General features: G+C 40.4%; 35 protein-coding genes. 31 read left to right on the top strand and 4 right to left on the bottom strand.

Annotated features, from left to right (window positions below; translation table 11 throughout):
- Window positions 1-15 precede the first annotated feature (15 nt).
- The 31 genes from rplC (at window position 16) to O3601_RS03235 (ending at window position 17,016) form a co-directional block, all read left to right on the top strand.
- Window positions 16-642 carry a 50S ribosomal protein L3 gene (gene rplC, locus O3601_RS03085; protein ID WP_000160197.1) on the top strand — a complete coding sequence of 209 codons (627 nt, stop codon included), beginning with the start codon at window positions 16-18 and terminating at the stop codon, window positions 640-642.
- Between the two features lie 24 nt (window positions 643-666).
- A complete protein-coding gene (gene rplD, locus O3601_RS03090) occupies window positions 667-1,290 on the top strand; it encodes a 50S ribosomal protein L4 (RefSeq protein ID WP_000024537.1) in 624 nt (207 codons plus the stop codon).
- A complete protein-coding gene (locus O3601_RS03095) occupies window positions 1,290-1,586 on the top strand; it encodes a 50S ribosomal protein L23 (protein WP_001055347.1) in 297 nt (98 codons plus the stop codon). Before rplD ends, O3601_RS03095 begins: the two co-directional genes overlap by 1 nt.
- Window positions 1,587-1,603: 17 nt before the next feature.
- On the top strand, window positions 1,604-2,437 hold the full coding sequence (gene rplB / locus O3601_RS03100; RefSeq protein ID WP_000512911.1) for a 50S ribosomal protein L2: 834 nt from the start codon (window positions 1,604-1,606) through the stop codon (window positions 2,435-2,437).
- Window positions 2,438-2,540: 103 nt separating this feature from the next.
- Window positions 2,541-2,822 (top strand): 30S ribosomal protein S19, encoded by a 282-nt coding sequence (gene rpsS, locus O3601_RS03105; protein WP_000533766.1) that lies wholly within the window; start codon window positions 2,541-2,543, stop codon window positions 2,820-2,822.
- Window positions 2,823-2,833: 11 nt separating this feature from the next.
- Complete coding sequence (rplV, locus tag O3601_RS03110) at window positions 2,834-3,178, top strand: 50S ribosomal protein L22 (RefSeq protein WP_000818137.1); 345 nt, start codon at window positions 2,834-2,836, stop codon at window positions 3,176-3,178.
- A 12-nt stretch (window positions 3,179-3,190) separates the two neighbouring features.
- Window positions 3,191-3,844 carry a 30S ribosomal protein S3 gene (rpsC, locus tag O3601_RS03115; protein WP_000529936.1) on the top strand — a complete coding sequence of 218 codons (654 nt, stop codon included), beginning with the start codon at window positions 3,191-3,193 and terminating at the stop codon, window positions 3,842-3,844.
- 3 nt (window positions 3,845-3,847) lie between these two features.
- Window positions 3,848-4,261, top strand: coding sequence for a 50S ribosomal protein L16 (gene rplP / locus O3601_RS03120; RefSeq protein WP_000960946.1), 414 nt, complete (start codon window positions 3,848-3,850; stop codon window positions 4,259-4,261).
- Between the two features lie 9 nt (window positions 4,262-4,270).
- A complete protein-coding gene (gene rpmC / locus O3601_RS03125) occupies window positions 4,271-4,477 on the top strand; it encodes a 50S ribosomal protein L29 (RefSeq protein WP_000772918.1) in 207 nt (68 codons plus the stop codon).
- 24 nt (window positions 4,478-4,501) lie between these two features.
- The gene (rpsQ, locus tag O3601_RS03130) at window positions 4,502-4,762 is read left to right on the top strand and encodes a 30S ribosomal protein S17 (RefSeq protein ID WP_000440801.1); all 261 of its coding nucleotides are present in this window, start codon (window positions 4,502-4,504) and stop codon (window positions 4,760-4,762) included.
- Window positions 4,763-4,787: 25 nt separating this feature from the next.
- Complete coding sequence (rplN, locus tag O3601_RS03135) at window positions 4,788-5,156, top strand: 50S ribosomal protein L14 (RefSeq protein ID WP_000616545.1); 369 nt, start codon at window positions 4,788-4,790, stop codon at window positions 5,154-5,156.
- Window positions 5,157-5,234: 78 nt separating this feature from the next.
- Complete coding sequence (rplX, locus tag O3601_RS03140) at window positions 5,235-5,540, top strand: 50S ribosomal protein L24 (RefSeq protein ID WP_000497691.1); 306 nt, start codon at window positions 5,235-5,237, stop codon at window positions 5,538-5,540.
- A gap of 23 nt (window positions 5,541-5,563) precedes the next feature.
- Window positions 5,564-6,106: a 50S ribosomal protein L5 gene (gene rplE / locus O3601_RS03145; protein WP_000013542.1), complete on the top strand. Its 543-nt coding sequence runs from the start codon at window positions 5,564-5,566 to the stop codon at window positions 6,104-6,106.
- A gap of 17 nt (window positions 6,107-6,123) precedes the next feature.
- The gene (locus O3601_RS03150; RefSeq protein ID WP_001085697.1) at window positions 6,124-6,309 is read left to right on the top strand and encodes a type Z 30S ribosomal protein S14; all 186 of its coding nucleotides are present in this window, start codon (window positions 6,124-6,126) and stop codon (window positions 6,307-6,309) included.
- 284 nt (window positions 6,310-6,593) lie between these two features.
- A complete protein-coding gene (rpsH, locus tag O3601_RS03155) occupies window positions 6,594-6,992 on the top strand; it encodes a 30S ribosomal protein S8 (RefSeq protein WP_000245504.1) in 399 nt (132 codons plus the stop codon).
- Window positions 6,993-7,183: 191 nt separating this feature from the next.
- The gene (gene rplF / locus O3601_RS03160; protein ID WP_000086626.1) at window positions 7,184-7,720 is read left to right on the top strand and encodes a 50S ribosomal protein L6; all 537 of its coding nucleotides are present in this window, start codon (window positions 7,184-7,186) and stop codon (window positions 7,718-7,720) included.
- A gap of 83 nt (window positions 7,721-7,803) precedes the next feature.
- A complete protein-coding gene (rplR, locus tag O3601_RS03165; protein ID WP_000624044.1) occupies window positions 7,804-8,160 on the top strand; it encodes a 50S ribosomal protein L18 in 357 nt (118 codons plus the stop codon).
- Window positions 8,161-8,177: 17 nt separating this feature from the next.
- A complete protein-coding gene (gene rpsE / locus O3601_RS03170; protein ID WP_000874202.1) occupies window positions 8,178-8,672 on the top strand; it encodes a 30S ribosomal protein S5 in 495 nt (164 codons plus the stop codon).
- Between the two features lie 13 nt (window positions 8,673-8,685).
- Window positions 8,686-8,868 carry a 50S ribosomal protein L30 gene (rpmD, locus tag O3601_RS03175; RefSeq protein ID WP_000057241.1) on the top strand — a complete coding sequence of 61 codons (183 nt, stop codon included), beginning with the start codon at window positions 8,686-8,688 and terminating at the stop codon, window positions 8,866-8,868.
- 144 nt (window positions 8,869-9,012) lie between these two features.
- A complete protein-coding gene (rplO, locus tag O3601_RS03180; protein ID WP_000766087.1) occupies window positions 9,013-9,453 on the top strand; it encodes a 50S ribosomal protein L15 in 441 nt (146 codons plus the stop codon).
- 12 nt (window positions 9,454-9,465) lie between these two features.
- Complete coding sequence (secY, locus tag O3601_RS03185) at window positions 9,466-10,776, top strand: preprotein translocase subunit SecY (protein WP_000465403.1); 1,311 nt, start codon at window positions 9,466-9,468, stop codon at window positions 10,774-10,776.
- A 150-nt stretch (window positions 10,777-10,926) separates the two neighbouring features.
- A complete protein-coding gene (locus O3601_RS03190) occupies window positions 10,927-11,565 on the top strand; it encodes an adenylate kinase (RefSeq protein ID WP_001050436.1) in 639 nt (212 codons plus the stop codon).
- Between the two features lie 116 nt (window positions 11,566-11,681).
- A complete protein-coding gene (infA, locus tag O3601_RS03195) occupies window positions 11,682-11,900 on the top strand; it encodes a translation initiation factor IF-1 (RefSeq protein ID WP_001029883.1) in 219 nt (72 codons plus the stop codon).
- A 24-nt stretch (window positions 11,901-11,924) separates the two neighbouring features.
- Complete coding sequence (rpmJ, locus tag O3601_RS03200; RefSeq protein WP_001808836.1) at window positions 11,925-12,041, top strand: 50S ribosomal protein L36; 117 nt, start codon at window positions 11,925-11,927, stop codon at window positions 12,039-12,041.
- 17 nt (window positions 12,042-12,058) lie between these two features.
- Window positions 12,059-12,424, top strand: coding sequence for a 30S ribosomal protein S13 (rpsM, locus tag O3601_RS03205; RefSeq protein WP_000090781.1), 366 nt, complete (start codon window positions 12,059-12,061; stop codon window positions 12,422-12,424).
- A gap of 17 nt (window positions 12,425-12,441) precedes the next feature.
- Window positions 12,442-12,825, top strand: coding sequence for a 30S ribosomal protein S11 (rpsK, locus tag O3601_RS03210; protein ID WP_001118385.1), 384 nt, complete (start codon window positions 12,442-12,444; stop codon window positions 12,823-12,825).
- 42 nt (window positions 12,826-12,867) lie between these two features.
- On the top strand, window positions 12,868-13,803 hold the full coding sequence (locus O3601_RS03215; RefSeq protein WP_000568988.1) for a DNA-directed RNA polymerase subunit alpha: 936 nt from the start codon (window positions 12,868-12,870) through the stop codon (window positions 13,801-13,803).
- A gap of 11 nt (window positions 13,804-13,814) precedes the next feature.
- On the top strand, window positions 13,815-14,201 hold the full coding sequence (rplQ, locus tag O3601_RS03220) for a 50S ribosomal protein L17 (RefSeq protein WP_000331493.1): 387 nt from the start codon (window positions 13,815-13,817) through the stop codon (window positions 14,199-14,201).
- A 264-nt stretch (window positions 14,202-14,465) separates the two neighbouring features.
- The gene (locus O3601_RS03225) at window positions 14,466-14,732 is read left to right on the top strand and encodes an ACT domain-containing protein (RefSeq protein WP_000644120.1); all 267 of its coding nucleotides are present in this window, start codon (window positions 14,466-14,468) and stop codon (window positions 14,730-14,732) included.
- Window positions 14,733-14,741: 9 nt separating this feature from the next.
- The gene (locus tag O3601_RS03230) at window positions 14,742-16,079 is read left to right on the top strand and encodes a PFL family protein (RefSeq protein ID WP_371471116.1); all 1,338 of its coding nucleotides are present in this window, start codon (window positions 14,742-14,744) and stop codon (window positions 16,077-16,079) included.
- Between the two features lie 244 nt (window positions 16,080-16,323).
- Entirely contained in the window at window positions 16,324-17,016 is a 693-nt protein-coding gene (locus tag O3601_RS03235) for a histidine phosphatase family protein (RefSeq protein ID WP_371471118.1), read from the top strand.
- Here the strand turns inward: O3601_RS03235 and O3601_RS03240 are convergent.
- The 4 genes from O3601_RS03240 to O3601_RS03255 all read right to left on the bottom strand — a co-directional run bounded on the left by O3601_RS03240 (window position 17,013) and on the right by O3601_RS03255 (window position 21,113).
- Window positions 17,013-17,204 carry a hypothetical protein gene (locus O3601_RS03240; RefSeq protein ID WP_050207595.1) on the bottom strand — a complete coding sequence of 64 codons (192 nt, stop codon included), beginning with the start codon at window positions 17,202-17,204 and terminating at the stop codon, window positions 17,013-17,015. The two genes, O3601_RS03235 and O3601_RS03240, sit on opposite strands and share 4 nt — an antisense overlap.
- A 110-nt stretch (window positions 17,205-17,314) precedes the next feature.
- Window positions 17,315-18,973 carry an ABC transporter permease gene (locus O3601_RS03245; protein WP_371471119.1) on the bottom strand — a complete coding sequence of 553 codons (1,659 nt, stop codon included), beginning with the start codon at window positions 18,971-18,973 and terminating at the stop codon, window positions 17,315-17,317.
- Window positions 18,963-20,054 carry an ABC transporter ATP-binding protein gene (locus O3601_RS03250; protein ID WP_023946788.1) on the bottom strand — a complete coding sequence of 364 codons (1,092 nt, stop codon included), beginning with the start codon at window positions 20,052-20,054 and terminating at the stop codon, window positions 18,963-18,965. Before O3601_RS03250 ends, O3601_RS03245 begins: the two co-directional genes overlap by 11 nt.
- 12 nt (window positions 20,055-20,066) lie before the next feature.
- On the bottom strand, window positions 20,067-21,113 hold the full coding sequence (locus tag O3601_RS03255) for an extracellular solute-binding protein (RefSeq protein WP_371471120.1): 1,047 nt from the start codon (window positions 21,111-21,113) through the stop codon (window positions 20,067-20,069).
- Between the last annotated feature and the right edge of the window lie 103 nt (window positions 21,114-21,216).

Genomic DNA, 21,216 nt, shown 5'->3' on the forward strand with positions numbered 1-21,216 from the left:
AGGAACTATTTTCTCATGACAAAAGGAATCTTAGGGAAAAAAGTGGGAATGACTCAAATCTTCACTGAAGCTGGCGAATTGATCCCTGTAACAGTTATTGAAGCAACTCCAAACGTTGTTCTTCAAGTTAAAACTGTTGAAACAGACGGATACAACGCTATCCAAGTTGGTTTTGATGACAAACGCGAAGTATTGAGCAACAAACCTGCTAAAGGACATGTAGCGAAAGCTAACACGGCTCCTAAGCGCTTCATTCGTGAATTCAAAAACGTTGAAGGCTTGGAAGTTGGTGCTGAAATCACAGTTGAAACATTCGCAGCTGGAGACGTTGTTGACGTAACTGGTACTTCTAAAGGTAAAGGTTTCCAAGGTGTTATCAAACGCCACGGACAATCACGTGGACCAATGGCTCACGGTTCTCGTTACCACCGTCGTCCAGGTTCTATGGGACCTGTTGCACCTAACCGCGTATTCAAAGGTAAAAACCTTGCAGGACGTATGGGTGGTGACCGCGTAACAATTCAAAACCTTGAAGTTGTACAAGTTGTTCCAGAAAAGAACGTTATCCTTATCAAAGGTAACGTACCAGGTGCTAAGAAATCTCTTATCACTATCAAATCAGCAGTTAAAGCTGGTAAATAATAAAGAAAGGGGAAATCAGTCACAATGGCAAACGTAACATTATTTGACCAAACTGGTAAAGAAGCTGGCCAAGTTGTTCTTAACGATGCAGTATTTGGTATTGAACCAAATGAATCAGTTGTGTTTGATGTGATCATCAGCCAACGCGCAAGCCTTCGCCAAGGAACACATGCTGTTAAAAACCGCTCTGCAGTATCAGGTGGTGGACGCAAACCATGGCGTCAAAAAGGAACTGGACGTGCTCGTCAAGGTTCTATCCGCTCACCACAATGGCGTGGTGGTGGTGTTGTCTTCGGACCAACTCCACGTTCATATGGCTACAAACTTCCACAAAAAGTTCGTCGCCTAGCTCTTAAATCAGTTTATTCTGAAAAAGTTGCTGAAAACAAATTCGTAGCTGTAGACGCTCTTTCATTTACAGCTCCAAAAACTGCTGAATTTGCAAAAGTTCTTGCAGCATTGAGCATCGATTCTAAAGTTCTTGTTATCCTTGAAGAAGGAAATGAATTCGCAGCTCTTTCAGCTCGTAACCTTCCAAACGTGAAAGTTGCAACTGCTACAACTGCAAGTGTTCTTGACATCGCAAATAGCGACAAACTTCTTGTCACACAAGCAGCTATCTCTAAAATTGAGGAGGTTCTTGCATAATGAATTTGTATGATGTTATCAAAAAACCTGTAATCACTGAAAGCTCAATGGCTCAACTTGAAGCAGGTAAATATGTATTTGAAGTTGACACTCGTGCACACAAACTTTTGATCAAGCAAGCTGTTGAAGCTGCTTTCGAAGGTGTTAAAGTTGCCAACGTTAACACAATCAACGTAAAACCAAAAGCTAAACGTGTTGGACGTTACACTGGTTTTACTAACAAAACTAAAAAAGCTATCATCACACTTACAGCTGATTCTAAAGCAATCGAGTTGTTTGCTGCTGAAGCTGAATAATCTAAGGAGGAAATATCGTGGGAATTCGTGTTTATAAACCAACAACAAACGGTCGCCGTAATATGACTTCTTTGGATTTCGCTGAAATCACAACAAGCACTCCTGAAAAATCATTGCTTGTTGCATTGAAGAGCAAGGCTGGTCGTAACAACAACGGTCGTATCACAGTTCGTCACCAAGGTGGTGGACACAAACGTTTCTACCGTTTGGTTGACTTCAAACGTAACAAAGACAACGTTGAAGCAGTTGTTAAAACAATCGAGTACGATCCAAACCGTTCTGCAAACATCGCTCTTGTACACTACACTGACGGTGTGAAAGCATACATCATCGCTCCAAAAGGTCTTGAAGTAGGTCAACGTATCGTTTCAGGTCCAGAAGCAGATATCAAAGTCGGAAACGCTCTTCCACTTGCTAACATCCCAGTTGGTACTTTGATCCACAACATCGAGTTGAAACCAGGTCGTGGTGGTGAATTGGTACGTGCTGCTGGAGCATCTGCTCAAGTATTGGGTTCTGAAGGTAAATACGTTCTTGTTCGTCTTCAATCAGGTGAAGTTCGTATGATTCTTGGAACTTGCCGTGCTACAGTTGGTGTCGTCGGAAACGAACAACATGGACTTGTAAACCTTGGTAAAGCAGGACGTAGCCGTTGGAAAGGTATCCGCCCAACAGTTCGTGGTTCTGTAATGAACCCTAACGATCACCCACACGGTGGTGGTGAAGGTAAAGCACCAGTTGGTCGTAAAGCACCATCTACTCCATGGGGCAAACCTGCTCTTGGTCTTAAAACTCGTAACAAGAAAGCGAAATCTGACAAACTTATCGTTCGTCGTCGCAACGAGAAATAATATTAAACTAGTTGCTTAAGCAACTAGTAAATCCGCCAGCTCGGTAGCGCTCCATGTGAGCGCAAGCCGCTGTGGTACAACATTTAAAGGAGAAAATATAAAAATGGGACGCAGTCTTAAAAAAGGACCTTTCGTCGATGAGCATTTGATGAAAAAAGTTGAAGCTCAAGCTAACGACGAAAAGAAAAAAGTTATTAAAACTTGGTCACGTCGTTCAACGATCTTCCCAAGTTTCATTGGTTACACTATCGCAGTTTATGACGGACGTAAACACGTACCTGTTTACATCCAAGAAGACATGGTAGGTCACAAACTTGGTGAATTTGCACCAACTCGTACTTACAAAGGTCACGCTGCAGACGACAAGAAAACACGTAGAAAATAAGGAGAACATAAATGGCAGAAATTACTTCAGCTAAAGCAATGGCTCGTACAGTACGTGTTTCACCTCGTAAATCACGTCTTGTTCTTGATAACATCCGTGGTAAAAGCGTAGCCGATGCAATCGCAATCTTGACATTCACTCCAAACAAAGCTGCTGAAATTATCTTGAAAGTTTTGAATTCAGCTGTAGCTAATGCTGAAAACAACTTTGGTTTGGATAAAGCTAACTTGGTAGTATCTGAAGCATTCGCAAACGAAGGACCAACTATGAAACGTTTCCGTCCACGTGCGAAAGGTTCAGCTTCACCAATCAACAAACGTACAGCTCACATCACTGTAGCTGTTGCAGAAAAATAAGGAGGTAAAATCGTGGGTCAAAAAGTACATCCAATTGGTATGCGTGTCGGCATCATCCGTGATTGGGATGCCAAATGGTATGCTGAAAAAGAATACGCGGATTACCTTCATGAAGATCTTGCAATCCGTAAATTCGTTCAAAAAGAACTTGCTGACGCAGCAGTTTCAACTATCGAAATCGAACGCGCAGTAAACAAAGTTAACGTTTCACTTCACACTGCTAAACCAGGTATGGTTATCGGTAAAGGTGGTGCTAACGTTGATGCACTCCGTGCAAAACTTAACAAATTGACTGGAAAACAAGTACACATCAACATCATCGAAATCAAACAACCTGATTTGGATGCTCACCTTGTAGGTGAAGGAATTGCTCGTCAATTGGAGCAACGTGTTGCTTTCCGTCGTGCACAAAAACAAGCAATCCAACGTGCAATGCGTGCTGGAGCTAAAGGAATCAAAACTCAAGTATCAGGTCGTTTGAACGGTGCAGATATCGCCCGTGCTGAAGGATACTCTGAAGGAACTGTTCCACTTCACACACTTCGTGCAGATATCGATTATGCTTGGGAAGAAGCAGATACTACATACGGTAAACTTGGTGTTAAAGTATGGATCTACCGTGGTGAAGTTCTTCCAGCTCGCAAAAACACTAAAGGAGGTAAATAACCAATGTTAGTACCTAAACGTGTTAAACACCGTCGTGAATTCCGTGGAAAAATGCGCGGTGAAGCAAAAGGTGGAAAAGAAGTAGCATTCGGTGAATACGGTCTTCAAGCTACAACTAGCCACTGGATCACTAACCGCCAAATCGAAGCTGCTCGTATCGCCATGACTCGTTACATGAAACGTGGTGGTAAAGTTTGGATTAAAATCTTCCCACACAAATCATACACTGCTAAAGCTATCGGTGTGCGTATGGGATCTGGTAAAGGGGCACCTGAAGGTTGGGTAGCACCAGTTAAACGTGGTAAAGTGATGTTCGAAATCGCTGGTGTATCTGAAGAGATCGCTCGTGAAGCGCTTCGTCTTGCTAGCCACAAATTGCCAGTTAAATGTAAATTCGTAAAACGTGAAGCAGAATAAGGAGAAGGCATGAAACTTAATGAAGTAAAAGAATTTGTTAAAGAACTTCGTGGTCTTTCTCAAGAAGAACTCGCGAAGCGCGAAAACGAATTGAAAAAAGAATTGTTTGAACTTCGTTTCCAAGCTGCTACTGGTCAATTGGAACAAACAGCTCGCTTGAAAGAAGTTAAAAAACAAATCGCTCGTATCAAAACAGTTCAATCTGAAGCGAAATAATAGACTAGGGAAGGAGAAATTTCAATGGAACGCAATAATCGTAAAGTTCTTGTTGGACGTGTTGTATCTGACAAAATGGACAAGACAATCACAGTTGTAGTTGAAACAAAACGTAACCACCCAGTCTATGGTAAACGTATTAACTACTCTAAAAAATACAAAGCTCATGATGAAAACAATGTTGCCAAAGAAGGTGATATCGTACGTATCATGGAAACTCGTCCGCTTTCAGCTACAAAACGTTTCCGTCTTGTAGAAGTTGTTGAAGAAGCGGTCATCATCTAATCAAACCTGAAAGGAGAAAACTGAAATGATTCAAACAGAAACTCGTTTGAAAGTCGCAGACAACAGCGGTGCTCGCGAAATCTTGACTATCAAAGTTCTTGGTGGTTCAGGACGTAAATTTGCAAACATCGGTGATGTTATCGTGGCATCTGTAAAACAAGCTACTCCTGGTGGTGCGGTTAAAAAAGGTGACGTTGTAAAAGCAGTTATCGTTCGTACTAAATCAGGTGCTCGTCGTGCTGATGGTTCATACATCAAATTTGACGAAAACGCAGCAGTTATCATCCGTGAAGACAAAACTCCTCGCGGAACACGTATCTTTGGCCCAGTTGCACGTGAATTGCGTGAAGGTGGCTTCATGAAGATCGTGTCACTTGCTCCAGAAGTACTTTAATTTTTAGAAACAAACTAGTCCCCTGGATTTACCTCCAGGGTGCCCTTATGGGCGTAAGAAAAATCAAGGAGAAACCTAATGTTTGTAAAAAAAGGCGACAAAGTTCGCGTAATCGCTGGTAAAGATAAGGGAACAGAAGCTGTTGTCCTTACTGCCCTTCCAAAAGTAAACAAAGTTATCGTTGAAGGTGTTAACATCGTTAAGAAACACCAACGTCCAACTAACGAGCTTCCTCAAGGTGGTATCATCGAGAAAGAAGCAGCTATCCACGTATCAAACGTTCAAGTTCTGGACAAAAATGGTGTAGCTGGTCGTGTTGGTTACAAATTTGTAGACGGTAAAAAAGTTCGCTACAACAAAAAATCAGGCGAAGTGCTTGATTAATCACGAAGGAAAGGAGAAGTATAATGGCAAATCGTTTAAAAGAAAAATATCTTAATGAAGTAGTTCCTGCTTTGACAGAACAATTCAACTACTCATCAGTGATGGCTGTGCCTAAAGTAGATAAGATCGTTTTGAACATGGGTGTTGGTGAAGCTGTATCAAACGCTAAAAGCCTTGAAAAAGCTGCTGAAGAATTGGCACTTATCTCAGGTCAAAAACCACTTATCACTAAAGCTAAAAAATCAATCGCCGGCTTCCGTCTTCGTGAAGGTGTTGCGATCGGTGCAAAAGTTACCCTTCGTGGTGAACGTATGTACGAATTCTTGGATAAATTGGTTTCAGTTTCACTTCCACGTGTACGTGACTTCCACGGTGTTCCAACAAAATCATTTGACGGACGCGGAAACTACACACTTGGTGTGAAAGAACAATTGATCTTCCCAGAAATCAACTTCGATGACGTTGACAAAACTCGTGGTCTTGACATCGTTATCGTAACAACTGCTAACACTGACGAAGAGTCACGTGCATTGCTTACAGGCCTTGGAATGCCTTTTGCAAAATAATATAGGAGGTAAATCTAATGGCTAAAAAATCAATGATTGCTAAGAACAAACGTCCAGCGAAGTTCTCTACTCAAGCTTATACTCGTTGTGAAAAATGTGGTCGTCCACATTCAGTTTACCGCAAATTTAAACTTTGCCGTGTTTGCTTCCGTGAATTAGCTTACAAAGGACAAATCCCTGGTGTAACAAAAGCATCTTGGTAATTTAAGATATCAAGGACGTCAAAACTCTAAGTGAAAATAGGAAACTTGACGAAGAAACTGAAGTTTCTAGGAAAGTTTATCTTTTTCACACAGAGTTTAGCCCGGATTCAGTTGGGCTTGCCAATTTGAACACGAGCTACAGCTTTGGCAAAAAAGACCAATTTTCTTTGGAGCATCGCTCCTGCATCAAATTGCCTATTTTTGCTCTTGCTGTTACGCTCTTTGTATCATGTATTAACTAGCAAGTGCAACTTGCAAACTACTAGTAAGAGGAGAAAAACAAAATGGTTATGACTGACCCAATCGCAGACTTCCTAACTCGTATTCGTAACGCTAACCAAGCTAAACACGAAGTACTTGAAGTACCTGCATCAAACATCAAAAAAGGGATTGCTGAAATCCTTAAACGCGAAGGTTTTGTAAAAAACGTTGAAATCATCGAAGATGACAAACAAGGCATCATCCGTGTATTCCTTAAATACGGACCAAACGGTGAAAAAGTTATCACTAACTTGAAACGTGTTTCTAAACCAGGACTTCGTGTCTACAAAAAACGTGAAGACCTTCCAAAAGTTCTTAACGGACTTGGAATTGCTATCCTTTCAACTTCTGAAGGTTTGCTTACTGATAAAGAAGCACGCCAAAAGAATGTTGGTGGTGAGGTTATCGCTTACGTTTGGTAAAATCAAGATACAAAGCTCGTAAAGAACAAAGCAAAATTAGAAAGTTGGAGAAGTTTGTTTACAAACAAGCCAACTTATCTATTTTGCACAGTTCTTAGAGCGTGTTCAGTTCAGCTCTTGAACTAAATAAGTATCTGAACCCCGTGAAAACTGGCCGTTCTGGCCTGACAATTTAACAGGAGAAAATAAACATGTCACGTATTGGTAATAAAGTTATCGTGTTGCCTGCTGGTGTTGAAATCACTAACAATGACAACGTTGTAACTGTAAAAGGACCTAAAGGAGAACTTACTCGTGAGTTCTCAAAAGATATTGAAATCCGTGTGGAAGGTACTGAAGTAACTCTTCACCGTCCAAACGATTCAAAAGAAATGAAAACTATTCACGGAACTACTCGTGCCCTTTTGAACAACATGGTTGTTGGTGTATCAGAAGGATTCAAGAAAGAACTTGAAATGCGCGGGGTTGGTTACCGTGCACAACTTCAAGGATCTAAACTTGTTTTGGCTGTTGGTAAATCTCATCCAGACGAAGTTGAAGCTCCAGAAGGAATTACTTTTGAACTTCCAAACCCAACAACAATTGTTGTTAGCGGAATTTCAAAAGAAGTAGTTGGTCAAACAGCTGCTTACGTACGTAGCCTTCGTTCACCAGAACCATATAAAGGTAAAGGTATCCGTTACGTTGGTGAATTCGTTCGCCGTAAAGAAGGTAAAACAGGTAAATAATGTTGAGTGGTTGATTTTCAACCACCAACCTATTTTCCAACTTTGTGCATAGCACACGATTTAAAACTAAAGAGGTGAAAACTGTGATTTCAAAACCAGATAAAAACAAACTCCGCCAAAAACGCCACCGTCGCGTTCGCGGAAAACTCTCTGGAACTGCTGATCGCCCACGTTTGAACGTATTCCGTTCTAATACAGGCATCTACGCTCAAGTGATTGATGACGTAGCGGGTGTAACGCTCGCAAGTGCTTCAACTCTTGACAAAGAAGTTTCAAAAGGAACTAAAACTGAACAAGCCGTTGCTGTCGGTAAACTCGTTGCAGAACGTGCAAACGCTAAAGGTATTTCAGAAGTGGTGTTCGACCGCGGTGGATATCTATATCACGGACGTGTGAAAGCTTTGGCTGATGCAGCTCGTGAAAACGGATTGAAATTCTAATAGGAGGACACTAGAAAATGGCATTTAAAGACAATGCAGTTGAATTAGAAGAACGCGTAGTTGCTGTCAACCGTGTTACAAAAGTTGTTAAAGGTGGACGTCGTCTTCGTTTCGCAGCTCTTGTTGTTGTTGGTGACCACAATGGTCGCGTAGGATTTGGTACTGGTAAAGCTCAAGAAGTTCCAGAAGCAATCCGTAAAGCAGTAGATGATGCTAAGAAAAACTTGATCGAAGTTCCTATGGTTGGAACAACAATCCCACACGAAGTTCTTTCAGAATTCGGTGGAGCTAAAGTATTGTTGAAACCTGCTGTAGAAGGTTCTGGAGTTGCCGCTGGTGGTGCAGTTCGTGCCGTTGTGGAATTGGCAGGTGTGGCAGATATTACATCTAAATCACTTGGTTCTAACACTCCAATCAACATTGTTCGTGCAACTGTTGAAGGTTTGAAACAATTGAAACGCGCTGAAGAAGTTGCTGCCCTTCGTGGTATTTCAGTTTCTGATTTGGCATAAGAAAGGGGATAAAATGGCTCAAATTAAAATTACTTTGACTAAGTCTCCAATCGGACGCATTCCATCACAACGTAAAACTGTTGTAGCACTTGGACTTGGCAAATTGAACAGCTCTGTTATTAAAGAAGATAACGCTGCTATCCGTGGTATGATCACAGCAGTATCTCACTTGGTAACAGTTGAAGAAGTAAACTAATGAATTTTTAGGGGATGTGCACTATACCATCCCCTAAAACTAGATATAGTCATCTATGATGACGTCGTATAGGCGAGTTGATGGGGGAGACAACCTTTTCTCCCTTATCGGCGCTAGCATTTTACAAAAGAGGAGAAAATAAAAATGAAACTTCATGAATTGAAACCTGCAGAAGGTTCTCGTAAAGTACGTAACCGCGTTGGTCGTGGTACTTCATCAGGTAACGGTAAAACATCTGGTCGTGGTCAAAAAGGTCAAAAAGCTCGTAGCGGTGGCGGAGTTCGCCTTGGTTTTGAAGGTGGACAAACTCCATTGTTCCGTCGTCTTCCAAAACGTGGATTCACTAACATCAACGCTAAAGAATACGCAATTGTGAACCTTGACCAATTGAACGTCTTTGAAGATGGTGCTGAAGTTACTCCAGTTGTTCTTATCGAAGCAGGAATTGTTAAAGCTGAAAAATCAGGTATTAAAATTCTTGGTAACGGTGAGTTGACTAAGAAATTGACTGTGAAAGCAGCTAAATTCTCTAAATCAGCTGAAGAAGCTATCACTGCTAAAGGTGGTTCAGTAGAAGTCATCTAAGAGAGGTGACCTATGTTTTTTAAATTATTAAGAGAAGCTCTTAAAGTCAAGCAAGTTCGATCAAAAATTTTATTTACAATTTTTATCGTTTTGGTCTTTCGTATCGGAACTAGCATTACAGTTCCTGGTGTGAATGCCAATAGCTTGAATGCTTTAAGTGGATTATCCTTCTTAAACATGTTGAGCTTGGTCTCAGGGAATGCCATGAAAAACTTCTCAGTTTTTGCTCTTGGTGTTAGTCCCTACATTACGGCCTCTATCGTTGTCCAACTCTTGCAAATGGATATTTTACCCAAATTTGTAGAGTGGGGCAAACAAGGGGAAGTAGGTCGAAGAAAATTGAATCAAGCTACTCGTTATATTGCTCTAGTTCTCGCTTTTGTGCAATCTATCGGGATTACAGCTGGTTTTAATACTTTGGCTGGAGCTCAATTGTTGAAAACAGCTCTTACTCCACAAGTCTTTATCATGATTGGTATCATCTTAACAGCTGGTAGCATGATTGTGACTTGGTTGGGAGAGCAAATTACAGATAAAGGATACGGAAATGGTGTTTCTATGATTATCTTTGCCGGGATTGTTGCCTCAATTCCAGAGATGATTCAGGGCATCTATGTGGATTACTTTGTGAACGTCCCAAGTAGCCGTATCAACTCATCTATCATTTTCGTAATCATTTTGATTATTACTGTTTTGTTGATCATTTACTTTACAACCTATGTTCAACAAGCAGAATACAAAATTCCAATCCAATATACTAAGGTTGCACAAGGTGCTCCATCTAGCTCTTACCTTCCTTTGAAGGTAAACCCTGCTGGAGTTATCCCTGTTATCTTTGCAAGTTCGATTACTGCAGCTCCTGCGGCCATTCTTCAGTTTTTGAGCGCTACAGGTCATGATTGGGCTTGGGTAAGAACAGCACAAGAAATGCTGGCAACAACTTCACCAACTGGTATTGCTATGTATGCTTTGTTGATTATTCTCTTTACATTCTTCTATACGTTTGTACAGATTAATCCTGAAAAAGCGGCAGAAAACCTACAAAAGAGCGGTGCCTATATCCACGGAGTTCGTCCTGGTAAAGGTACAGAAGAATATATGTCTAAACTTCTTCGTCGTCTTGCAACTGTTGGTTCTCTCTTCCTTGGTGTGATTTCTATTTTACCGATCGTAGCAAAAGATGTTTTCGGACTTTCAGAAGCAGTTGCTTTTGGAGGAACCAGTCTTTTGATCATTATCTCTACAGGTATTGAAGGAATCAAACAATTGGAAGGCTACCTATTGAAACGTAAGTATGTTGGTTTCATGGACAGAACAGAATAAAAGTAATTACTGAATCAGTAATTACTGAGGGAGTGGAGGTTTAAACTCTGACATTTGTGAGAGTTTGGTCTCCCCTCTTCTATTTTGTTTTTAAATAGGGGTGAAAAGACTTTTTGCTTCTATTTAAAAATAAAATAAGGAGATCAAATCATGAATCTTTTGATTATGGGCTTACCTGGTGCAGGTAAGGGAACTCAAGCAGCAAAAATCGTAGAACAATTCCATGTTGCACATATCTCAACTGGTGATATGTTCCGCGCTGCAATGGCAAATCAAACTGAAATGGGTGTTCTTGCTAAGTCATATATTGACAAGGGTGAATTAGTTCCTGACGAAGTTACTAATGGAATCGTAAAAGAACGTCTTTCACAAGATGATATTAAAGAAACAGGATTCTTGTTGGATGGTTACCCACGTACAATCGAACAAGCTCATGCTTTGGACAAAACATTGGCTGAACTTGGCATCGAACTAGAAGGTGTTATCAACATTGAAGTAAATCCAGACAGTCTCTTGGAACGTTTGAGTGGCCGTATCATCCACCGCGTAACTGGAGAAACTTTCCACAAGGTCTTTAACCCACCAGTTGACTATAAAGAAGAAGATTACTACCAACGTGAAGATGATAAACCTGAGACAGTAAAACGTCGTTTGGACGTTAATATTGCTCAAGGGGAACCAATCATTGCTCACTACCGTGCCAAAGGTTTGGTTCATGACATCGAAGGTAATCAAGATATCAATGATGTCTTCTCAGATATCGAAAAAGTATTGACAAATTTGAAATAAAGCGTTTTTCACACTTGCAAAAATCCGCTACAAATGTTATACTGAGATAGTCTGACTTATAATTGTTGTCTCTGTGTCTAGAGGCATCGAATCGAAATTTATGGAGGTGCTTTTGCGTGGCAAAAGACGATGTGATTGAAGTTGAAGGCAAAGTAGTTGATACAATGCCGAATGCAATGTTTACGGTTGAACTTGAAAATGGACATCAGATTTTAGCAACAGTTTCTGGTAAAATTCGTAAAAACTATATTCGTATTTTAGCGGGAGATCGTGTTACTGTCGAAATGAGTCCATATGACTTGACACGTGGACGTATCACTTACCGCTTTAAATAATCGAAAAACTTGGAGGGATAAGAAATGAAAGTAAGACCATCGGTCAAACCAATTTGCGAATACTGTAAAGTTATTCGTCGTAATGGTCGTGTTATGGTAATTTGCCCAGCAAATCCAAAACACAAACAACGTCAAGGATAAGATAGAAAGGAGAAAACATGGCTCGTATTGCTGGAGTTGACATTCCAAATGACAAACGCGTAGTAATCTCATTGACTTATGTTTATGGTATCGGACTTGCAACATCTAAGAAAATTTTGGCTGCTGCTGGAATCTCAGAAGATGTTCGTGTACGTGATCTTACATCAGATCAAGAAGATGCTATCCGTCGTGAAGTGGATGCAATCAAAGTTGAAGGTGACCTTCGTCGTGAAGTAAACTTGAACATCAAACGTTTGATGGAAATCGGTTCATACCGTGGTATCCGTCACCGTCGTGGACTTCCTGTCCGTGGACAAAACACTAAAAACAACGCTCGCACTCGTAAAGGTAAAGCTGTTGCGATTGCTGGTAAGAAAAAATAATATAGGAGGTAAAAGTCTTGGCTAAACCAACACGTAAACGTCGTGTGAAAAAGAATATCGAATCTGGTATTGCTCATATTCACGCTACATTTAATAACACTATTGTTATGATTACTGATGTGCATGGTAATGCAATTGCTTGGTCATCAGCTGGTGCTCTTGGTTTCAAAGGTTCTCGTAAATCTACACCATTCGCTGCTCAAATGGCTTCTGAAGCTGCTGCTAAATCTGCACAAGAACACGGTCTTAAATCAGTTGAAGTTACTGTAAAAGGTCCAGGTTCTGGTCGTGAGTCAGCTATTCGTGCGCTTGCTGCCGCTGGTCTTGAAGTAACAGCAATTCGTGATGTGACTCCAGTGCCACACAATGGTGCTCGTCCTCCAAAACGTCGCCGTGTATAATCATCGCATTACACTGCTTTTCGTTTAAGAGGGAGTAACTAAATGATCGAGTTTGAAAAACCAAATATAACAAAAATTGATGAAAATAAAGATTATGGCAAGTTTGTAATCGAACCACTTGAACGTGGCTACGGTACAACTCTTGGTAACTCTCTTCGTCGTGTACTTCTAGCTTCTCTACCAGGAGCAGCTGTGACATCTATCAATATTGATGGTGTGTTACATGAGTTTGACACAGTTCCAGGTGTTCGTGAAGACGTGATGCAAATCATTCTGAACATTAAAGGAATTGCAGTGAAATCGTACGTTGAAGACGAAAAAATCATCGAACTAGATGTTGAAGGTCCTGCTGAAGTAACAGCTGGTGACATTTTGACAGATAGCGATATTGAAATTGTAAATCCAGATCATTATCTCTTTACAATCGGTGAAGGTTCTTCTCTAAAAGCGACTATGACTGTTAACAGTGGTCGTGGATATGTACCTGCTGATGAAAATAAAAAGGATAATGCACCAGTTGGAACACTTGCTGTAGATTCTATTTATACACCAGTTACAAAAGTCAACTATCAAGTGGAACCTGCTCGTGTAGGTAGCAATGATGGATTTGACAAATTAACCCTTGAAATCTTGACAAATGGAACAATTATTCCAGAAGATGCTTTAGGGCTTTCAGCACGTATTTTGACAGAACATCTTGATTTGTTTACAAATCTTACTGAGATTGCTAAGTCAACTGAAGTGATGAAAGAAGCTGATACTGAATCTGACGACCGTATTTTGGATCGTACGATTGAGGAACTGGACTTGTCTGTGCGTTCATATAACTGTTTGAAACGTGCCGGTATCAATACTGTGCATGATTTGACAGAAAAATCTGAAGCAGAGATGATGAAAGTACGAAATCTTGGACGCAAGAGTTTGGAAGAAGTGAAACTCAAACTCATTGATTTGGGTCTTGGATTAAAAGATAAATAAAGGAGGAATACATGGCTTACCGTAAACTAGGACGCACTAGCTCACAACGTAAAGCAATGCTTCGCGATTTGACAACTGACCTTTTGATCAACGAATCAATCGTGACAACTGAAGCTCGTGCTAAAGAAATCCGTAAAACTGTTGAAAAAATGATTACTCTAGGTAAACGTGGTGATTTGCATGCACGTCGTCAAGCAGCTGCTTTCGTACGTAATGAAATCGCATCTGAAAACTATGATGAAGCAACTGACAAGTACACTTCTACTACAGCACTTCAAAAATTGTTCTCAGAAATCGCACCTCGTTATGCTGAACGTAACGGTGGATACACTCGTATCCTTAAAACTGAACCACGTCGTGGTGATGCAGCGCCAATGGCGATCATCGAATTAGTATAAAATCATCAATTTTGTTGAGTGTTATGATGATGGAGTCTTGTGCTCTTAGTCTAGCTCTGGTCTACCGCTAGGATTTCGGTCCTAGCGGGAACACTCATCATAAGTTGGGATAGTAGACGCTTGTTTACGAAATTGTTTTTTTCTTAAGAACAACTTCGTAAGCAGGCGTTTTTGAGTATTTTAGTTGGAATTATGCTATACTATTTGAAAAGAATCCTGTTTAATGTTCAGGTTTCCTATTAAAAGAAGAATTGGAGTTTGCTTATGAAAGCGATTATAACTGTTGTTGGTAAAGATAAATCTGGAATTGTTGCAGGTGTTTCTGGTAAAATAGCAGAATTGGGTTTGAATATTGATGATATCTCTCAAACTGTCTTGGATGAATATTTCACGATGATGGCTGTCGTCTCTAGTGATGAAAAGCAAGATTTTACACGTCTTCGTAATGAATTTGAAGCTTTTGGGCAAATTTTGAATGTGAAAATCAACATTCAGAGTGCAGCGATTTTCGAAGCTATGTATAATATCTAGGAGGTTATCATGGATATTAGACAAGTTACTGAAACCATCGCCATGATTGAGGAGCAAAACTTCGATATTAGAACCATTACCATGGGAATTTCCCTTTTGGACTGTATTGATCCGGATATCAATCGTGCTGCGGAGAAAATTTATCAAAAGATTAGGACCAAGGCGACTAATTTAGTGGCTGTTGGCGATGAAATTGCAGCTGAGTTGGGAATTCCTATCGTTAATAAGCGTGTATCGGTGACTCCTATTTCTCTGATTGGGGCAGCGACAGATGCGACGGACTATGTGGTTCTGGCAAAAGCGCTTGATAAGGCTGCGAAAGAAATCGGTGTGGATTTTATTGGTGGTTTCTCTGCCTTGGTACAAAAGGGGTACCAAAAGGGAGATGAGATTCTCATCAATTCTATTCCTCGTGCTTTGGCTGAAACAGATAAGGTTTGCTCGTCAGTTAATATTGGCTCAACCAAGTCTGGTATTAATATGACGGCTGTGGCAGATATGGGACGAGTTATCAAGGAAACGGCTAATCTATCAGATATGGGAGCGGCCAAGCTGGTTGTATTCGCTAATGCTGTTGAGGATAATCCATTTATGGCGGGTGCCTTTCATGGTGTTGGGGAGGCAGATGTTATCATCAATGTCGGAGTTTCTGGTCCTGGTGTTGTGAAACGTGCCTTGGAAAAAGTTCGTGGACAGAGCTTTGATGTAGTAGCCGAAACAGTTAAGAAAACTGCCTTTAAAATCACTCGTATCGGTCAATTGGTTGGTCAGATGGCTAGTGAAAGACTGGGTGTGGAGTTTGGTATTGTAGACTTGAGTTTGGCGCCAACTCCTTCGGTTGGAGATTCTGTTGCACGTGTCCTTGAGGAAATGGGACTTGAGACAGTTGGAACACACGGGACGACGGCTGCCTTGGCTCTCTTGAATGATCAAGTTAAGAAGGGCGGAGTTATGGCTTGCAACCAAGTTGGTGGTTTGTCTGGTGCCTTTATCCCTGTTTCAGAGGATGAAGGAATGATTGCTGCAGTGCAAAATGGCTCTCTTAATTTGGAAAAACTAGAAGCTATGACGGCTATCTGTTCCGTTGGTTTGGATATGATTGCTATCCCAGAAGATACTCCTGCTGAAACCATTGCGGCCATGATTGCAGATGAGGCTGCAATTGGTGTTATTAACATGAAAACAACAGCTGTTCGTATTATTCCCAAAGGAAAAGAGGGAGATATGATTGAGTTTGGTGGTCTTCTTGGTACAGCTCCAGTTATGAAGGTCAATGGGGCTTCGTCTGTTGATTTCATCTCTCGTGGAGGACAAATCCCAGCACCAATTCATAGTTTTAAAAATTAAGAAAATAGGAGAAATTTTAAGTTCTATTTAAGGTTAGCTGTGTATACTATAATCATTAAATAAAGACCTCCTAATATTATTTGAAACAGATAACACTGATTTAGTTTGAATTTGATTTTCATCTAATATCTTTATTTAATAGAACTCCTAAACTTTTTCATAATAATCTCCTGCAAAAGTCGCCTGTATGGGTGGCTTTTGTTTTATCATCCATGATATAATAGAAGCAAACGGAGGATGGAAAATGGTAAAAGTACGTTTGTATTTGGTACGTCATGGCAAGACCATGTTTAACACGATTGGTCGCGCGCAAGGTTGGAGCGATACTCCCTTGACAGCTGAAGGTGAACGAGGGATTCAAGAATTAGGAATCGGTTTGCGAGAATCTGGTCTGCAGTTTGAGCGCGCTTATTCGAGTGATTCAGGGCGCACCATTCAGACAATGGGAATTATCCTTGATGAACTTGGCTTGCAGGGGAAAATCCCTTATCGCATGGACAAGCGTATCAGAGAATGGTGTTTCGGTAGTTTTGATGGAGCCTACGATGGCGATCTTTTCATGGGCATTATTCCTCGTATCTTTAATGTGGACCACGTTCATCAATTGTCTTATGCTGAACTGGCTGAGGGCTTGGTAGAGGTCGATACAGCTGGTTGGGCTGAAGGATGGGAAAAACTCAGTGGCCGAATCAAGGAAGGCTTTGAAATGATTGCAAAAGAAATGGAAGATCAAGGTGGAGGTAACGCCCTTGTTGTCAGCCATGGAATGACTATTGGAACCATTGTTTATCTGATTAATGGCATGCATCCGCATGGTCTAGATAATGGTAGTGTGACGATTCTTGAATATGAGGACGGTCAGTTTAGGGTTGAAGTTGTCGGCGACCGTAGTTACCGAGAACTAGGACGGGAGAAGATGGAGGAAGCCTCTATTTAATACTCTTCGAAAATCTCTTCAAACCGTGTCAACGTCGTCTTGCCGTAGATATGGTTACTGACTTCGTCAGTTCTATCCACAACCTCAAAACAGTGTTTTGAGCTGACTTCGTCAGTCTTATCTACAACCTCAAAGCAGTGCTTTGAGCAACCTGCGGCTAGTTTCCTAGTTTGCTCTTTGATTTTCATTGAGTATAATCAGTCTAGACTTGCTTGCAATGAACTAGGAATCTAGTAGGAATATCAAAATAAGAAAAAACAGCCGAAGTAATCCTTTCGGCTGTTTTTGATGGGGAAAACTAAAGTGTAATGCTATTGCTTTTAGAGATTTTCATGAACAAGAGCAAGGAAGCTACTGTTAGAACAGTCAGGATAGTTGACAAGGCTGCGGCTACACCGTAATTTCCTCTGAGAACCTCTGTATAAATAGCTACAGTCATTGTTCTTGTTTTGACATTGTAGAGGAGGATAGAAGTAGAGAGTTCTGAAATCATTGTGACCCAAGATAAGATGGCTCCAGAAATAATACCAGATAGCATCATTGGAGTTGTAATCTTGGCAAAGGTATTGAGACGACTACTTCCTAAGCTTTCCGCGGCTTCTTCAATACTTGGTGCTATTTGTTGCAAACTAGCAACAGATGAGCGAATAGTATAAGGCAATCTTCTGACAGATAGGGACATGATCAAGATGAAAGCTGTCCCTGTAATCATAAGAAATCCACTTCCAAATAGACCGGTATTGAAGGAAGAAATGAAGGCAATCCCTAGAACGGTTCCTGGTACAATATAAGGGACCATACTGAGGCTGTCAATTAAGTTTGTAAACAAATTCCGTTTTCTAACGGCTAGGTAGGAGATAAATGTTGCAAATAAAACAACTAGAACTAAGGCAATCAAAGGGATACGAATGGTATTGAAAATAGCAGATCCCATACGATTGAAAGCTACCTTGTAACTGTTTAGAGAATAACCTTTGACAAATACCATACCTGATGTTTTTAGGAAAGAAGTATAAATCAAGTAGACTTGAGGTAGAACAGAGAACAAGATAATTCCGTAGACTGTTGTATAAATGGCAACCATTTTTCCTTTTGTGGTTTTTTTAGGCTCGATTGGATGGAGCGAATTCATACTGAAACTGTAGCGGTTTGAAATGTATTTTTGGATAAGGAAGATTGCCAAGGCAATGATAATCGCCATAATTGCTAAAGCAGATGCAAAAGCAGAATTTCCTCCAACCTCGCTAATAAATTGGGTATAAATCAAGACCGGGAAAGTCCGATATCCTTCACCAATTAACATCGGTGTTCCAAAGTCTGAGAATGCTCTCATAAATACAAGCAGGGCAGCCGCTAGTAAGGTTGGAACTAGGAGAGGTAAAACAACCGTTACGATACGCTTAAATCCGAAGGACCCCATGCTTTCAGCTGCTTCAAGTAGAGAATTGTCAATACTTTTCATTGTTCCAGCAACGTATAGAAATACCAGTGGGAATAATTGTAGTGTAAAGACAAGTACAATTCCTTTGAATCCATAAATATCGATAGCTGGAAGATGAAGGGCATTTGTCAGGAATTTAGTAATGACCCCATTTCGTCCCAGCAAGAGAATCCAGGAGTAGGCTCCCACGAAAGGAGCTGACATGGAAGCAATGATAATCAATATTTGTAGAAATTTCTTTCCCTTGAAATCATACATGGAAAAGAGGTAAGCTAATAGGGTTCCTATGACTAAGGAAGTGACAGTAGCGGTAATAGAAACCTTGAAACTGTTGACGAGTGTCTCAGAGTAGTAGGCTTTGCTAAAGAAAGTGACAAAATTAGCTAGTGAAAATTGTCCTTCATGTATAAGTGCTTGCTTGAGCACGGTAAAGATAGGATAAACCAGAAAGACAAGATAGGTAAGAAAGATGAAGAAAGAGGAGGCTGTCCAAATATTTAGTTTTTTACGTTCCATGGTTGACTCCTTTTATCAGGTTTTGGGAACCATCTGCAGAAAAGACGTTTAATTTTTGAGTATTGATTCGTAGACGAATACGATCGCCTTTTTGTAGATCTTCTTCAAAAGTTGATTCTTCGCTAACTTGAATTTTTGAGGCAAATCCTGTCTCAATGAAATACTCCGTATTTAGTCCAAGATAGACGCTATCGCTAATAGTTCCTTCAATATCTCCCGATTCATCTTTGATAAACTCTTCAGGACGAATGCTTACATGAATAGCTTGTTCCTCAGCCTGATCAAGAGCTGGCATTCGAAGAGCATAGCCATCTGAAAAGACGATATAAGCGCCGTCGCTCCGTTTTTCAAGAGTGGCAGGGATAATATTTGTGCGTCCGATAAAGGTTGCTACAAACTCATTAGCTGGTTTATGATAGAGTTCTTTTGGTCGACCGATTTGTTGAATCACCCCATCTTTCATAACAGCAATTTGGTCTGAAATAGCCATGGCTTCTTCTTGGTCGTGGGTTACATAAACAGTTGTAATTCCCACTTCGTGTTGAATTTCTCGAATGGCTTGACGCATATCCAAGCGAAGTTTGGCATCCAGATTACTAAGTGGTTCGTCCATGAGGAGAACACTTGGATTAACAGCTAAGGCGCGTGCCAAGGCAACACGTTGTTGTTGTCCACCACTAAGTTTATCGGGCTTGCGATCCGCATATTGAGCAATTTGCATGAGTTCAAGATACTTGTTGGTCTGTTGAATCAATTCTTCTTTTGGAACCTTCTTTTGCTTGAGACCAAAAGCGACATTATCTCGGACAGTCAAATGTGGGAAAATAGCGTAGTTTTGGAACACCATCCCGATATTGCGTTTGCTGGGTTCCATATTATTGATTTTTGTATCATCGAAGTAAAATTCTCCACCTTCGATACTGTTGAAACCTGCAATCATACGAAGAAGAGTCGTTTTGCCACATCCTGAAGGTCCAAGAAGGGTAAAGAGACTTCCTTTTGGAATTGTAATGTTCAAATTTTCAATAACAGGGACGTCGTGGTAGATTTTTTTGGCGTTAATAATTTTGATCTCACTCATAGTGAACCTCTTTTACTGTTTAGATTGGATATCTGTAAAGACTTCGTTGTATTTCTTAACAATATCTGATTTATTCTTGATGACATAATCATAATCTTCAGTGAGTGTTTTGATTTTGTCAATTGGTTTCATATTTTCGCTTGTTTTCGCATTTTTACGAACAGGACGGTTAGTAGTGGTTGTACCAAGTGTATCTTGTACTTCTTGAGAGATAATGAAATCGATAAATTTCTTGGCATTTTCCATGTTTTTAGCTTTTTTAACGATAGCGGCACTAGCAGGTAGGAAGACTGTTCCTTCTTTTGGATAGACAACTTTGATGTTAGCTCCGTCATTTAAGAGTTTAACAGCCGGATCTTCATAAGAAAGACCAACAGCCATTTCTCCATCAGCTACTGCTTTATAGACACCAGATGAGCTTGAACCGATTTTACCATCAATAAGTGTGAAGAGATCTTTTACATAAGACCAAGCCTTATCATCTTTGTAACCACCTTGAGCTTGTAGCATATTTGTTAATTGAGCAAAGGCGCTAGAAGAGTTTGCTGGGTCAGCAGTAGCAATTTTTCCTTTTAGTTCAGGTTTGAGAAGGTCGCTATATCCTTCGATATTCATCCCTTTAGTTAAATCAGGGTTGACGATTAAAACACTACCATCTAGCGTATAAGGAGTAGAGTAGCCAGTTGTGTTTTGATATTCTTTGATAACATTATCATTTTCTTTTGAAGTATAGTTTTCAAAGAGTTCTCCGTGGGTAGCATATTGTGTATAAGAACCACCAAAGATAACATCGGCTACAGGAGCTTCTTTTTCTGATTCTAATTTTTTGAAAAGTTCTCCAGTACCAGCTTGAATCAGTTCTACTTTAATACCGTATTTTTCTTCAAAGGCAGGAATAGTTGCTCCAATTAAGCCCTCTGAGTTTGGTGAATAAACGACTAGCGAACCGCCGTCTCCGTTATCAGATGAACTGTCATCGGCAGATTCATTAGAAGAACAAGCAGCAAGACCAAAAAGAGCTAGTCCGCAAGCAGCATAATACATCCATTTCTTTTTCATGATGGATACCTCCGTTGTGTTATTTAAGTTTATTGTAAAACAATGTAAGCGTTTTTAAAACCGATAATTCTATTCTATTAGAGTAAAATTCTCTACAAAAACG

The organism is Streptococcus sp. 20925_1_69, assembly GCF_041432365.1.
Lineage (GTDB): Bacteria > Bacillota > Bacilli > Lactobacillales > Streptococcaceae > Streptococcus.

Excerpts from the sequence above, each read along its gene's own strand:
- rplC (WP_000160197.1), top strand. The coding sequence starts at position 16 with ATGACAAAAGGAATCTTAGGGAAAAAAGTGGGAATGACTCAAATCTTC.
- rplD (WP_000024537.1), top strand. The coding sequence starts at position 667 with ATGGCAAACGTAACATTATTTGACCAAACTGGTAAAGAAGCTGGCCAA.
- O3601_RS03095 (WP_001055347.1), top strand. The coding sequence starts at position 1,290 with ATGAATTTGTATGATGTTATCAAAAAACCTGTAATCACTGAAAGCTCA.
- rpsS (WP_000533766.1), top strand. The coding sequence starts at position 2,541 with ATGGGACGCAGTCTTAAAAAAGGACCTTTCGTCGATGAGCATTTGATG.
- rplV (WP_000818137.1), top strand. The coding sequence starts at position 2,834 with ATGGCAGAAATTACTTCAGCTAAAGCAATGGCTCGTACAGTACGTGTT.
- rplP (WP_000960946.1), top strand. The coding sequence starts at position 3,848 with ATGTTAGTACCTAAACGTGTTAAACACCGTCGTGAATTCCGTGGAAAA.
- rpmC (WP_000772918.1), top strand. The coding sequence starts at position 4,271 with ATGAAACTTAATGAAGTAAAAGAATTTGTTAAAGAACTTCGTGGTCTT.
- rpsQ (WP_000440801.1), top strand. The coding sequence starts at position 4,502 with ATGGAACGCAATAATCGTAAAGTTCTTGTTGGACGTGTTGTATCTGAC.
- rplN (WP_000616545.1), top strand. The coding sequence starts at position 4,788 with ATGATTCAAACAGAAACTCGTTTGAAAGTCGCAGACAACAGCGGTGCT.
- rplX (WP_000497691.1), top strand. The coding sequence starts at position 5,235 with ATGTTTGTAAAAAAAGGCGACAAAGTTCGCGTAATCGCTGGTAAAGAT.
- rplE (WP_000013542.1), top strand. The coding sequence starts at position 5,564 with ATGGCAAATCGTTTAAAAGAAAAATATCTTAATGAAGTAGTTCCTGCT.
- O3601_RS03150 (WP_001085697.1), top strand. The coding sequence starts at position 6,124 with ATGGCTAAAAAATCAATGATTGCTAAGAACAAACGTCCAGCGAAGTTC.
- rpsH (WP_000245504.1), top strand. The coding sequence starts at position 6,594 with ATGGTTATGACTGACCCAATCGCAGACTTCCTAACTCGTATTCGTAAC.
- rplF (WP_000086626.1), top strand. The coding sequence starts at position 7,184 with ATGTCACGTATTGGTAATAAAGTTATCGTGTTGCCTGCTGGTGTTGAA.
- rpsE (WP_000874202.1), top strand. The coding sequence starts at position 8,178 with ATGGCATTTAAAGACAATGCAGTTGAATTAGAAGAACGCGTAGTTGCT.
- rpmD (WP_000057241.1), top strand. The coding sequence starts at position 8,686 with ATGGCTCAAATTAAAATTACTTTGACTAAGTCTCCAATCGGACGCATT.
- rplO (WP_000766087.1), top strand. The coding sequence starts at position 9,013 with ATGAAACTTCATGAATTGAAACCTGCAGAAGGTTCTCGTAAAGTACGT.
- secY (WP_000465403.1), top strand. The coding sequence starts at position 9,466 with ATGTTTTTTAAATTATTAAGAGAAGCTCTTAAAGTCAAGCAAGTTCGA.
- O3601_RS03190 (WP_001050436.1), top strand. The coding sequence starts at position 10,927 with ATGAATCTTTTGATTATGGGCTTACCTGGTGCAGGTAAGGGAACTCAA.
- rpmJ (WP_001808836.1), top strand. The coding sequence starts at position 11,925 with ATGAAAGTAAGACCATCGGTCAAACCAATTTGCGAATACTGTAAAGTT.
- rpsM (WP_000090781.1), top strand. The coding sequence starts at position 12,059 with ATGGCTCGTATTGCTGGAGTTGACATTCCAAATGACAAACGCGTAGTA.
- O3601_RS03215 (WP_000568988.1), top strand. The coding sequence starts at position 12,868 with ATGATCGAGTTTGAAAAACCAAATATAACAAAAATTGATGAAAATAAA.
- rplQ (WP_000331493.1), top strand. The coding sequence starts at position 13,815 with ATGGCTTACCGTAAACTAGGACGCACTAGCTCACAACGTAAAGCAATG.
- O3601_RS03225 (WP_000644120.1), top strand. The coding sequence starts at position 14,466 with ATGAAAGCGATTATAACTGTTGTTGGTAAAGATAAATCTGGAATTGTT.
- O3601_RS03230 (WP_371471116.1), top strand. The coding sequence starts at position 14,742 with ATGGATATTAGACAAGTTACTGAAACCATCGCCATGATTGAGGAGCAA.
- O3601_RS03235 (WP_371471118.1), top strand. The coding sequence starts at position 16,324 with ATGGTAAAAGTACGTTTGTATTTGGTACGTCATGGCAAGACCATGTTT.
- O3601_RS03240 (WP_050207595.1), bottom strand. The coding sequence starts at position 17,204 with ATGAAAATCAAAGAGCAAACTAGGAAACTAGCCGCAGGTTGCTCAAAG.
- O3601_RS03245 (WP_371471119.1), bottom strand. The coding sequence starts at position 18,973 with ATGGAACGTAAAAAACTAAATATTTGGACAGCCTCCTCTTTCTTCATC.
- O3601_RS03250 (WP_023946788.1), bottom strand. The coding sequence starts at position 20,054 with ATGAGTGAGATCAAAATTATTAACGCCAAAAAAATCTACCACGACGTC.
- O3601_RS03255 (WP_371471120.1), bottom strand. The coding sequence starts at position 21,113 with ATGAAAAAGAAATGGATGTATTATGCTGCTTGCGGACTAGCTCTTTTT.